The organism is Vibrio sp. 970 (assembly GCF_033339075.1).
On sequence record NZ_JAWOTW010000006.1, the window covers coordinates 49,137 to 61,350 of the forward strand.

The following is a 12,214-nucleotide window of genomic DNA, read 5'->3' on the forward strand; positions in this document are numbered from 1 at the left end:
TATCTCGCAAAACAAAAACCACCGAATTCGGTGGTTTTTTATATGTTTCGTTAATGCTTGTGACGTGCTTTTTCCAATAGAGCATCAAAGTAATGTCGTAGCGAGTACAACATAATCAAGCTTGGCACGACCATGACAGCGGTAAGCACGAAGAATGTGCTCCAATCATTAAGATAATCCACTAGCTCGCCACTGAAAGAAGCAAGAGTCGTCCGTCCGAAGTTTCCTAGAGAAGCAAGCAACGCATACTGAGTTGCCGAAAATGCTTGTCCGGTTAGAATCGTCAAAAATGAAACAAAAGCGACAGTTGAGAAAGCAGTCGTAAAGTTATCGACAATAATCGTGGCTAAGTACAAGTGCTCGTTTGGGCCTACCGAAGCAATCCAAGCAAACATCAAGTTACTGGCAGACATAGCAATACCACCGATCATTAATCCACGTACAATACCAAACCTAACGTTGAACATGCTTCCGACAAAAGTAAAGAAGATGGTGGCTCCCCAACCAATCAGTTTGGAGTAATAGCCAATTTGTTCATTGCTAAAACCAATATCTTTGTAGAACGCGATCGACATCCTGCCCAAAAACGCTTCGCCAATTTTAAATAGGAAAACGAACAGCAACAGAGTAATCGCGACACGGACACCATTGCGATTAAAGAAATCAAGGAAAGGTTCCACAACAGTCACGGTAAACCAAGCTACGACTTTCGAACCAACCACTTCTTTGTGGCGTTGTTCAGCGGCAGACTGAAGTTGTTCGCGTTGAGTCTTAGGTTCACCGACTAAAATCGTAAAGACCATTAGAATGCCGACTATCTCCGCCATCCCGTAATACACACCATTCCAACCGACACTGTCAGCATTAACAAACGCTAAATAACCCGGTAGTGAATAACCTGTCCACCAGCCAATGACCGCCATTGCAGAAGCTTGAGGCAGTTTAGACTCTTCTGACTTTGGGAAAGTATCAATACGAAAAGCATCAATTGCGATGTCTTGTGTCGCTGAAGCCGTTGCAATACACAAGGCGAGTAGTGACGCAAACACCAAGTTTTCCGCTGGATTAACACCGGCAATAAATAGGGTAGCGACGAGTACGATACTTTGACAAAAGAAAATCCAGCTACGTCTTTGCCCCAGCAGTCTAAAGAGGACTGGCAGCTTCACGCGGTCAACCAGAGGTGCCCACAGAAAGTTGATCGCATAGACCGCAAAAACGCTACCAAAATAGCCAATTGCGGAGAGGGTCAAGCCGGCATCTTTTAGCCAACCTGACATGTTTGAACCGATAAGAACCCACGGAAAGCCGCTAGAGCAGCCCAGCATGAAAACCCACATGAGTCGTTTATCGAGGTAACTTTTTACCGTTTCCAACCAAGTGATGGAAGGTAATGAAGACATAAATCAATCCAATAAAATGAAGCCGTTGAAAGAGAAAGCCCTTCGATTATTCAAAGGGCTTATCGTTTTGGCTATTTAAGTAGTGTAGCTTTGGTGATGACGATTTGCGTCTCTGGTACATCACGCATTCGACCTACCGTCGTGGTCGGCTGCTGAGCCATTTTCTGGATAACGTCGAACCCCTCAGTAACCTCACCAAATACAGCATAACCTGGTGGTCGAGCGCCATAGTTGAGAAAGTCATTGTCGACTAAGTTGACGAAAAACTGACGAGTTGCAGAGTTTGGTGCATTGGTTCGTGCCATGGCGATGGTAGCACGGTCATTGTTTAGACCATTATTTCCTTCGTTTTTGATTGGCGCGTATGTTTTCACCATCTGCATATCTTGGTTAAAGCCGCCACCTTGTGCCATGAAGCCTGGGATAATACGATGAAAAATAGTACCCTCGTAGCTCCCATCTTCTACATATTTTAGAAAATTAGCGACAGTGATAGGTGCTTTCTCTTCGTTTAACTCAACCGTAAATGAACCAAGTGTCGTTTCAAACGCTACTTTTGGTCCAGCCCAAACGCTGCAGCTGAGTAGTGCTAAGGACAGAATCGCTTTGCGTAACATTAGAAACGCTCCTGCATGTATTGACGAAGCTCAGGGTCATTGGCAATCTCTTTAAGCGTCAATGTCACCACATCATTCAATGTCTCTTCAATATCGGCATCAGAAGCACTCAATGTGCCAGATCGCTTTGCTGTACCTGTATAAGTTTTGACTAGCTTGCCCTCAGGTGTCTCTGCTGTGATTTCCAGCACAACTTTAGCATCCATCTCATTTTCCATCACCGAATGCTTCACGTTGACCAACGCTTCTTGAACGCTCAATTCAATCGCGTTGTTGCTGTTTAGATCCGCATGGAAACCTTGAGATGAGAATTGCTTCTCTAATGCTTCTTCTAACGCAATACGTAAATTCTGTTTAGCATGAAGAGGAAGAATGTTCGAACGGCCGTTATCCACCAACGCCACGTACTGCGCTGCACGTACATCTTTGCTGGTCAAACTGTAAGTCTTGCCTTGAACAATTGGATTGGTGCTCAATGTGCTTTCTGGCATCAGGTTCAGCTGAGGTTGTTGAGGGGCTGAACACGCAGCAAGCAACGCAACCGAAGCCGCAAGTACCAATTTTCTCATTTTATTATTCCTTTTAACTATTTTGCTAAAGCTTATTTTGCGCTTAATTTAGCAGGATTTTTTGTAGCCTGTAAAATCACAAACTTATTGTTGGAAGCGATAAGTTTCACATTTTTATCGCCAAACAGACGTTTGAGTTTTGCGTCGTACCCGAGGTGACGATTTCCGATAACCAGTAAACGGCCATTTTCACTTAATACTTGTTTAGCATCGCAGAACATTTGCCAAGCAATATGATCGGTGATTGCCTGTTGTTGATGAAACGGTGGATTACACATAACCATAGAGCTGCTGCTGTGTTTAAAACCGTCCAAGCAATTGTTCGCTATGCACTGTATGTCTCTATTTTCACCAAGGTTGTCGCGTAGGTTCTGTTTTGCCGACTCAAGCGCCATAAAGCTTTCATCAACACATGTTAGCCGAGCATTTGGATTCAACTGACCAAATTTAACAGACAGAACACCATTGCCGCAGCCGAGGTCGATGACATTGTCTATTGAAGGGTCTTGAGGCAGGTGCTGCAGCATAAAGCGTGCACCTAAATCTAAACTTTCTCCTGAATAGACATTTGGCATGTTCTTGAGTTCGATATCTTCGCCATCAACGCGCCAAGTCGTGAAAGGCATTACTTCAATCGTAGGCTCAACTGTTGCTTGAGAAAACACCAATCTGTGCTTTTTCCAGGCCAAAGATGTTTTTGTTTCGCCTAAGTATTTTTCAAACAGTTTTAGCGTCGAAGTATGAATGTCTTTCGCTTTATTGACTGCAATGACGGGGCAGGAAGCCGGTAGCGCCTTTCTTAATTGGCTTAGTATCCACACTAGATGGCGGTTACTTTTGGGCAGTTGCAGCAAGACGAGATCAATATTGGCAGGAACGAGGTCCATCGTGGTGGCAAACGCTACTTTATTGCACTGGTTTTGCTCGAGATTTTGCTGTGCACCTTTATGTGAGATGAATGAATCACTCATTAGCGTTACATGGTGCTTTTCCGAAAACCAGCAGGAGAGGGCACCAAAGCTGTCATTAATCACGAGGATGTTTTGATTGTCTGGCAAAGCAAGCTCTTCAACATGATTAATAAGATACTCATCACCGGCATCCCACGCTTGTAGCGTTTCGTTACTACGTTTTGGGAAACGATGAAGTGTTAAGCTTCGCTCGTGAAGGTTCAGTTCGGTTTTCATAGCTAAATGTAAGTTGATTTAGAAATTAAGTGTTATTGTCGCAAATGATGACGTGTCGAGATACAAAAAGCTGTCAAATTTTACGAGTTCAGTGATGGCTGCTCTTTAGACATGTTCGTGGAGTCAAGCGCCTTGAGACAATATGTCTACAAAGTGCGTCAATAATGAGAGTGACGTTTGAGTGATGCATGTCTGCTTTACTTAGGTATATACTTATGGAATTCGCATCAATGAGGAACGAATATGATCCAAGAAATCATAGAGAAGAAACTACACAGTGAGCTGCAACCCAGCTATCTCAAAGTCATTAATGAGAGCTACATGCATAATGTGCCACCAGGCTCAGAGAGTCATTTCAAAGTGATTGTTGTGAGTGATTCGTTCGCGGGACAGCGTTTGATTGGGCGCCATCGTCAAGTTCATCAAATTTTGGCAGATGAACTGGACAACCACATTCATGCATTAGCTATTCATACATACACTGATGAAGAGTGGAAGCGTGAACAAGATGGCGCCCCTGATAGCCCGATGTGTATGGGTGGTGGTCACTAAAAACGCAAGATATAAAGGTGCAGAGAAAAGGTGGCTTAAGGCCATCTTTTTTCGTTTTACATTCTTAAGGGACGTTAACGTGGAACAAATTCTGGTTAAAAAATGTGTTAACAGTGTTTCAACAAATGAATGGAAATTGCAGAATATTTCAGGCGATGAATATCACTTTTCCATAAGATATGTATGGAATATGGCATTTGTGCGATGGGTCAAAGTTATGACTATTCTTTGACCTTTTAGACCTGATTCTACCGAAATAACCCCTCTATTCTAATGATTGATCATGGCATCAAGTTCCTAAAAAATGCTAGACTACGGCACCTGATAAATCTCGCGTATTCCTTGTGACGAGATTTTTAATAGGATGTTGCGATTTTGATGTTTAAAACAACATCAAAACCGGACACTGATGTCGTGTCTAAAAGTTACGCAATCAAAAGAATCTTTTTCCCGATAAAAGTAGTGCAAGTGCGTATGATTACAATAAAGAAGGGCTTGGATCTTCCTATCGCAGGAACTCCATCCCAGGTGATTAATGATGGTAAGACCATCAAAAAAGTCGCCTTGCTTGGCGAAGAGTACGTTGGCATGCGACCTACCATGCATGTCCGCGTTGGTGATGAAGTGAAAAAAGCGCAAGTTCTTTTTGAAGATAAAAAGAACCCAGGCGTGAAATTTACTGCACCAGCAGCCGGTAAAGTGATCGAAGTTAACCGTGGCGCTAAACGTGTCCTTCAATCTGTAGTGATTGAAGTGGCAGGTGAAGAGCAGGTGACATTTGATAAGTTCGAAGCCGCTCAACTTTCAGGTCTAGATCGTGAAGTGATCAAGACTCAGTTGGTTGACTCTGGCTTATGGACCGCTTTACGTACTCGTCCGTTTAGCAAGGTTCCTGCAATCGAGTCTTCTACTAAGGCTATTTTCGTAACTGCAATGGATACTAATCCACTAGCAGCTAAGCCTGAGTTGATCATTAATGAGCAACAAGAAGCATTCATTGCTGGTCTAGACATTCTTTCAGCCCTGACAGAAGGCAAGGTTTACGTATGTAAATCTGGCACTAGCTTGCCACGTTCTTCACAGTCTAACGTAGAAGAACACGTCTTCGATGGCCCTCACCCAGCAGGTCTTGCTGGCACCCACATGCATTTCCTATACCCAGTAAATGCAGAGAATGTGGCATGGAGCATCAACTACCAAGACGTTATCGCGTTCGGTAAGCTGTTCCTAACTGGTGAGCTATGCACAGATCGTGTTGTGTCTCTAGCTGGCCCAGTTGTGAATAACCCTCGTCTAGTTCGTACCGTAATGGGTGCAAGCTTAGATGACCTAACAGATAACGAGCTGATGCCTGGCGAAGTTCGTGTGATCTCTGGTTCAGTACTAACAGGTACACATGCAACTGGTCCACACGCATACCTTGGCCGTTACCATCAACAGGTTTCTGTATTACGTGAAGGCCGTGAAAAAGAACTATTTGGCTGGGCAATGCCTGGTAAGAATAAGTTCTCGGTAACTCGCTCTTTCCTTGGTCACGTATTCAAAGGTCAGTTGTTCAATATGACAACGACGACCAATGGTAGTGATCGTTCAATGGTTCCAATTGGCAACTACGAACGCGTAATGCCTCTAGATATGGAGCCTACTTTGCTGCTTCGTGATCTATGTGCCGGCGACACAGACAGTGCTCAAGCACTGGGTGCGCTTGAACTGGATGAAGAAGATCTAGCATTGTGTACCTTTGTATGTCCAGGTAAGTACGAGTACGGTACGTTACTTCGTGAATGCCTAGATACTATCGAGAAGGAAGGGTAATTTTCATGGCTCTTAAAAAGTTTCTTGAAGACATCGAGCATCATTTTGAGCCTGGTGGCAAACACGAAAAATGGTTTGCCCTGTACGAAGCTGTAGCAACAGTTTTTTACACACCAGGTATCGTAACAAATAAAAGCTCGCACGTTCGTGATAGCGTTGACCTAAAACGTATCATGATCATGGTTTGGTTTGCGGTATTCCCAGCAATGTTCTGGGGTATGTACAACGCAGGTGGCCAAGCTATTGCAGCACTTAACCACATGTACGCTGGTGACCAACTAGCGACAGTTATCGCAGGTAACTGGCACTACTGGCTAACAGAAATGCTTGGCGGCACTATCGGTGCGGAAGCGGGTGTTGGCAGTAAGATGCTACTAGGTGCGACTTACTTCCTGCCAATCTACGCAACAGTATTTATTGTTGGTGGTTTCTGGGAAGTGTTGTTCTGTATGGTGCGTAAGCACGAAGTTAACGAAGGTTTCTTTGTAACTTCTATCTTATTCGCACTTATCGTTCCACCAACGCTACCTCTATGGCAAGCGGCGCTAGGTATCACATTTGGTGTTGTTGTAGCAAAAGAGATCTTCGGTGGTACAGGTCGTAACTTCCTTAACCCTGCACTTGCAGGTCGTGCATTTCTATTCTTCGCTTACCCAGCGCAAATTTCGGGTGACGTAGTATGGACTGCAGCTGACGGCTTCTCTGGTGCTACTGCTCTTAGCCAATGGGCTCAAGGTGGTAACGGTGCTCTAGTTAACACAGTAACTGGCGCTCCTATCACTTGGATGGACGCGTTCATCGGTAACATCCCTGGCTCTATTGGTGAAGTATCGACTCTAGCTCTAATGATCGGTGCAGCGATGATCGTTTACATGCGAATAGCTTCATGGCGCATCATTGCGGGTGTAATGATCGGTATGATCGCAGTATCGACTCTGTTTAACGTGATCGGTTCTGACACTAATCCAATGTTTAATATGCCATGGCATTGGCACCTAGTTCTAGGTGGTTTTGCATTCGGTATGTTCTTCATGGCAACGGACCCAGTATCAGCGTCATTTACTAGCAAAGGTAAATGGTGGTACGGCATCCTAATTGGTGCAATGTGTGTGATGATCCGTGTAGTTAACCCAGCGTATCCAGAAGGTATGATGCTGGCGATTCTATTCGCGAACCTATTCGCACCTCTGTTCGACCATGTAGTGATTGAGAAGAACATCAAGCGGAGACTAGCACGCTATGGCAAGTAATAACGACAGCATTAAAAAGACGCTGGGTGTTGTTATCGGGTTGAGCCTTGTTTGTTCAATCATCGTATCAACAGCAGCAGTAGGTCTGCGTGATAAGCAAAAAGCTAACGCTGTCCTAGATAAGCAATCAAAGATCGTTGAAGTTGCAGGCATTGACGCAAACGGTAAGAAAGTACCAGAGCTATTTGCTGAGTACATCGAACCTCGTCTAGTAGACCTTGAAACAGGTAACTTTACTGAGGGTAATGCATCTACGTACGATCAACGTGAAGCATCAAAAGATGCAGAACGTTCAATCGCATTGACACCAGAAGAAGACGTAGCTGATATCCGTCGTCGCGCGAATACAGCAGTGGTGTACCTTGTAAAAGATCAAGATGAAGTCCAAAAAGTTATCCTGCCTATGCACGGTAAAGGACTATGGTCGATGATGTATGCCTTTGTAGCCGTTGAAACTGATGGTAACACTGTGTCTGCTATTACTTACTACGAGCAAGGTGAAACTCCTGGACTTGGTGGTGAAGTAGAGAACCCTTCATGGCGCGATCAATTCATTGGCAAGAAATTGTACAATGAAGATCACCAGCCAGCGATTAAGGTCGTGAAAGGCGGCGCACCGCAAGGTTCTGAGCACGGTGTTGATGGCCTATCAGGAGCGACGCTCACTAGTAATGGTGTTCAACACACATTTGACTTCTGGTTAGGTGATATGGGCTTTGGTCCTTTCCTAGCAAAAGTTCGTGACGGAGAACTTAACTAATGTCTAGTGCACAAAACGTTAAAAAGAGCATTCTAGCGCCAGTATTGGATAACAACCCAATCGCGCTACAAGTTCTTGGTGTATGTTCTGCTCTTGCAGTAACAACTAAACTAGAAACAGCTTTTGTAATGACACTAGCGGTAACATTTGTAACTGCGTTGTCTAACTTCTCTGTTTCATTGATCCGTAACCACATTCCTAACAGTGTGCGTATCATCGTTCAGATGGCAATCATCGCATCGTTAGTAATCGTGGTAGACCAAGTGCTAAAAGCTTACCTATACGATATCTCTAAACAGCTATCTGTATTCGTTGGTCTGATTATCACTAACTGTATCGTAATGGGTCGTGCTGAAGCATTCGCAATGAAGTCTGCGCCAGTACCATCTCTTATTGACGGTATTGGTAACGGTCTAGGTTACGGCTTCGTTCTTATCACTGTAGGTTTCTTCCGTGAGCTATTTGGCTCAGGCAAACTATTTGGTCTAGAAGTTCTACCTCTAGTGAGCAACGGTGGTTGGTACCAGCCTAACGGCCTAATGCTACTAGCACCATCAGCATTCTTCCTAATCGGCTTCCTTATCTGGGTAATCCGTATTCTGAAACCAGAACAAGTAGAAGCGAAGGAGTAAGGACGTCATGGAACATTACATTAGTCTGTTAGTTAAATCGATTTTCATCGAAAACATGGCTCTGTCTTTCTTCCTAGGTATGTGTACTTTCCTTGCCGTATCTAAGAAGGTTAAGACCTCTTTCGGCCTAGGTGTTGCAGTTGTGGTAGTTCTGACTATCGCTGTTCCTGTGAACAACCTGGTATACAACCTAGTTCTGAGAGAGAACGCGTTAGTTGAGGGCGTGGACCTTAGCTTCCTAAACTTCATCACCTTTATCGGTGTAATTGCAGCACTTGTACAGATTCTAGAGATGGTCCTAGACCGTTTCTTCCCACCTTTGTACAACGCGCTAGGCATCTTCCTACCGCTGATCACAGTAAACTGTGCAATCTTCGGTGGTGTATCTTTCATGGTACAACGTGACTACAACTTTGCTGAATCGATCGTTTACGGTTTCGGCTCTGGTGTGGGCTGGATGCTAGCAATCGTTGCTCTTGCAGGTATCCGTGAGAAGATGAAGTACTCTGACGTACCTCCAGGTCTACGTGGTCTTGGTATCACATTTATCACTGTAGGTCTTATGGCGTTAGGCTTTATGTCTTTCTCTGGTGTTCAACTGTAAGTCGGGTAAACCGCAACAATTAAGGAATAGTCAATGGACATTATTCTTGGTGTAGTGATGTTTACTCTGATCGTACTTGCACTAGTACTAGTGATTCTTTTCGCTAAGTCTAAGCTTGTACCAACAGGTGACATTACAATTTCTGTGAACGATGACCCTTCTCTGGCGATCGTTACACAACCAGGTGGTAAGCTACTGAGTGCTCTAGCAGGTGCTGGCGTATTCGTATCTTCTGCTTGTGGTGGCGGTGGCTCATGTGGTCAGTGTCGCGTAAAAGTTAAATCAGGTGGTGGCGACATCCTACCAACCGAGCTTGACCATATTACTAAAGGTGAAGCGCGTGAAGGTGAGCGTCTAGCGTGTCAGGTTGCAATGAAAACTGACATGGATATCGAGCTTCCTGAAGAAATCTTCGGCGTTAAGAAGTGGGAATGTACTGTTATCTCTAACGATAACAAAGCGACATTCATCAAAGAGCTTAAGCTACAAATTCCAGATGGCGAATCAGTACCTTTCCGTGCTGGTGGTTACATCCAGATTGAAGCTCCTGCTCACCACGTGAAATACGCAGACTACGATATTCCTGAGGAATACCGTGAAGACTGGGAGAAGTTCAACCTTTTCCGTTACGAGTCTAAAGTTAATGAAGAGACCATTCGTGCATACTCTATGGCTAACTACCCAGAAGAGCACGGTATCATCATGCTTAACGTTCGTATCGCAACTCCGCCGCCGAACAACCCAGACGTACCACCAGGCATCATGTCTTCGTACATCTGGTCTCTAAAAGAAGGCGACAAGTGTACTATTTCTGGTCCATTTGGTGAGTTCTTTGCGAAAGATACAGATGCAGAAATGGTATTCGTTGGTGGTGGTGCTGGTATGGCTCCAATGCGCTCACACATCTTCGACCAACTTAAGCGTCTGCACTCTAAGCGTAAGATGTCTTTCTGGTACGGCGCACGTTCTAAGCGTGAAATGTTCTACGTAGAAGACTTCGATATGCTACAAGCTGAGAATGACAACTTCGTATGGCACTGTGCACTGTCTGATCCACTTCCAGAAGATAACTGGGATGGTTACACTGGCTTTATTCACAACGTTCTTTACGAGAACTACCTACGTGATCACGAAGCGCCAGAAGACTGTGAATACTACATGTGTGGTCCACCTATGATGAACGCTGCTGTAATCGGCATGCTGAAAGATCTAGGTGTAGAGGATGAAAACATCCTACTAGATGACTTCGGTGGTTAATTCCTCCAAGTGATTGAATCTATGGCTAGCTCTCCAAGAGCTAGCCATTATTTTTTATAGACATAAAACTGATATTCAACAGTTGATATAGGTAATCGGATTGAAAGGATTGGTCCTATTTCCCATATCAATTCAACAACATTGGGAGTTAACAAGTGAAAAAGTGGCTTGTTGCATTCGCTTCTCTACTGATTTTGGCTGGCTGTGAGCAGCCTGCAGATCAAATTCATTTAAGTGGCCCTACCATGGGGACTTCTTACAACATCAAGTATATCGAGCAAGATGGTATTCCAACGCCAAAAGCGATGCAGACAGAAATTGATCGCTTATTGGAAGAGGTTAATGACCAAATGTCGACCTATCGTGACGACTCAGAGTTAAGTCGTTTTAATCAGCATCAAACGAGCGAGCCATTTACAGTTTCGACACAAACAGCAACGGTAGTGAAAGAAGCAATTCGCCTTAACGGTCTTACTTTAGGTGCATTGGATGTGACGGTCGGCCCTCTAGTTAACCTGTGGGGGTTTGGTCCAGAAGCTCGTCCAGATGTAGTTCCAACCGATGAAGAACTCGCTTCTCGCAAAGCAAATACCGGTATTCACCACCTATCTGTTGATGGTAATACACTGTCCAAAGATCTTCCTAACTTGTACGTCGACCTATCGACGATTGCGAAAGGTTGGGGGGTTGACGTGGTTGCTGACTACCTTCAATCTGAAGGGGTACAGAACTTTATGGTCGAAGTCGGTGGTGAAATGCGTCTCAAAGGTGTCAATCGTGAAGGTGTGCCTTGGCGTATCGCAATTGAAAAACCGACCGTTGATGAACGTTCAATTCAAGAAATTATTGAACCAGGCGACATGGCAATTGCAACAAGTGGTGACTATCGTAATTACTTTGAGAGTAATGGTGTGAGATACTCTCATATTATTAATCCACGAACAGGCAAACCAATTCATCATAAAGTGGTGTCTGTAACGGTATTAGATAAATCGTCGATGACTGCTGATGGTCTTGCAACTGGTCTTATGGTGCTAGGTGAAGACAAAGGCATGGCAATTGCGAACGAAAATAATATTCCTGTTTTCATGATTGTGAAAACGGAAGATGGTTTTAAAGAGTTGGCTTCGGAAGCATACAAGCCATTCATGAAGAAATAACAACAGAAGTGAGCATGTTTTTATGAATACATTTCTAATTACCTTTGCTGTGTTTGTCGCGGTAATCACTGCAATGGCTGTCGGATACATTTTCCAAAAGAAAGTCGTGAAAGGTAGCTGCGGTGGCCTAGGGGCAGTTGGCATCGAAAAAGTGTGTAATTGTCCAGAACCCTGCGATGCGCGTAAAAAACGTGAAGCGCGCGAGGCTGCGCGTGCTGAGAAATTGGCGGCGTGGGAAAAAGATAGAATTGCTTAGTATTGGTTAATCGTACTAAGAAAGTGATAAAGCTCAGCGTTCTGCTGAGCTTTATTTTTAGGTAGCTAACCAAAACTCAGATGTCCGAGAAAGAGCCTAATACCATGTTTTGTTGTTTCTTTCTCTCATGTTACAGAGCAAGACCACACCGA

13 protein-coding genes are annotated in these 12,214 nt (G+C 44.3%); 9 read left to right on the forward strand and 4 right to left on the reverse strand.

Features of this window, described 5'->3' with window-relative positions:
- Positions 1-50 precede the first annotated feature (50 nt).
- The 4 genes from R7Q11_RS10835 to R7Q11_RS10850 form a co-directional block, all read right to left on the reverse strand.
- Positions 51-1,403 (reverse strand): AmpG family muropeptide MFS transporter, encoded by a 1,353-nt coding sequence (locus R7Q11_RS10835; RefSeq protein ID WP_225466434.1) that lies wholly within the window; start codon positions 1,401-1,403, stop codon positions 51-53.
- Positions 1,404-1,474: 71 nt separating this feature from the next.
- The gene (locus R7Q11_RS10840; protein ID WP_005380258.1) at positions 1,475-2,020 is read right to left on the reverse strand and encodes a peptidylprolyl isomerase; all 546 of its coding nucleotides are present in this window, start codon (positions 2,018-2,020) and stop codon (positions 1,475-1,477) included.
- Complete coding sequence (locus R7Q11_RS10845) at positions 2,020-2,589, reverse strand: YajG family lipoprotein (RefSeq protein ID WP_005380259.1); 570 nt, start codon at positions 2,587-2,589, stop codon at positions 2,020-2,022. Before R7Q11_RS10845 ends, R7Q11_RS10840 begins: the two co-directional genes overlap by 1 nt.
- Positions 2,590-2,621: 32 nt before the next feature.
- The gene (locus R7Q11_RS10850; RefSeq protein WP_005380260.1) at positions 2,622-3,776 is read right to left on the reverse strand and encodes a methyltransferase; all 1,155 of its coding nucleotides are present in this window, start codon (positions 3,774-3,776) and stop codon (positions 2,622-2,624) included.
- 243 nt (positions 3,777-4,019) lie between these two features.
- Here R7Q11_RS10850 and bolA point away from each other — a divergent pair, with 243 nt between their 5' ends.
- The 9 genes from bolA (at position 4,020) to nqrM (ending at position 12,062) form a co-directional block, all read left to right on the forward strand.
- Positions 4,020-4,328, forward strand: a complete 309-nt coding sequence (gene bolA, locus R7Q11_RS10855; protein ID WP_005380262.1) for a transcriptional regulator BolA — start codon at positions 4,020-4,022, stop codon at positions 4,326-4,328.
- Between the two features lie 474 nt (positions 4,329-4,802).
- Positions 4,803-6,143: a Na(+)-translocating NADH-quinone reductase subunit A gene (locus R7Q11_RS10860; protein WP_005380264.1), complete on the forward strand. Its 1,341-nt coding sequence runs from the start codon at positions 4,803-4,805 to the stop codon at positions 6,141-6,143.
- 5 nt (positions 6,144-6,148) lie between these two features.
- On the forward strand, positions 6,149-7,393 hold the full coding sequence (locus tag R7Q11_RS10865; protein WP_005380265.1) for an NADH:ubiquinone reductase (Na(+)-transporting) subunit B: 1,245 nt from the start codon (positions 6,149-6,151) through the stop codon (positions 7,391-7,393).
- Positions 7,383-8,153, forward strand: coding sequence for a Na(+)-translocating NADH-quinone reductase subunit C (locus tag R7Q11_RS10870; RefSeq protein WP_005380267.1), 771 nt, complete (start codon positions 7,383-7,385; stop codon positions 8,151-8,153). The genes R7Q11_RS10865 and R7Q11_RS10870 overlap by 11 nt, the downstream gene beginning before the upstream one ends.
- Positions 8,153-8,785, forward strand: a complete 633-nt coding sequence (locus R7Q11_RS10875; RefSeq protein WP_005380269.1) for an NADH:ubiquinone reductase (Na(+)-transporting) subunit D — start codon at positions 8,153-8,155, stop codon at positions 8,783-8,785. Before R7Q11_RS10870 ends, R7Q11_RS10875 begins: the two co-directional genes overlap by 1 nt.
- 7 nt (positions 8,786-8,792) lie before the next feature.
- Positions 8,793-9,389: an NADH:ubiquinone reductase (Na(+)-transporting) subunit E gene (nqrE, locus tag R7Q11_RS10880; RefSeq protein ID WP_005380270.1), complete on the forward strand. Its 597-nt coding sequence runs from the start codon at positions 8,793-8,795 to the stop codon at positions 9,387-9,389.
- A 33-nt stretch (positions 9,390-9,422) separates the two neighbouring features.
- On the forward strand, positions 9,423-10,646 hold the full coding sequence (nqrF, locus tag R7Q11_RS10885) for an NADH:ubiquinone reductase (Na(+)-transporting) subunit F (RefSeq protein ID WP_005380271.1): 1,224 nt from the start codon (positions 9,423-9,425) through the stop codon (positions 10,644-10,646).
- Between the two features lie 155 nt (positions 10,647-10,801).
- Positions 10,802-11,806, forward strand: coding sequence for an FAD:protein FMN transferase (locus tag R7Q11_RS10890; protein WP_042521391.1), 1,005 nt, complete (start codon positions 10,802-10,804; stop codon positions 11,804-11,806).
- 22 nt (positions 11,807-11,828) lie between these two features.
- The gene (gene nqrM / locus R7Q11_RS10895; RefSeq protein WP_005380273.1) at positions 11,829-12,062 is read left to right on the forward strand and encodes a (Na+)-NQR maturation NqrM; all 234 of its coding nucleotides are present in this window, start codon (positions 11,829-11,831) and stop codon (positions 12,060-12,062) included.
- The last annotated feature ends 152 nt before the right edge of the window (positions 12,063-12,214 follow it).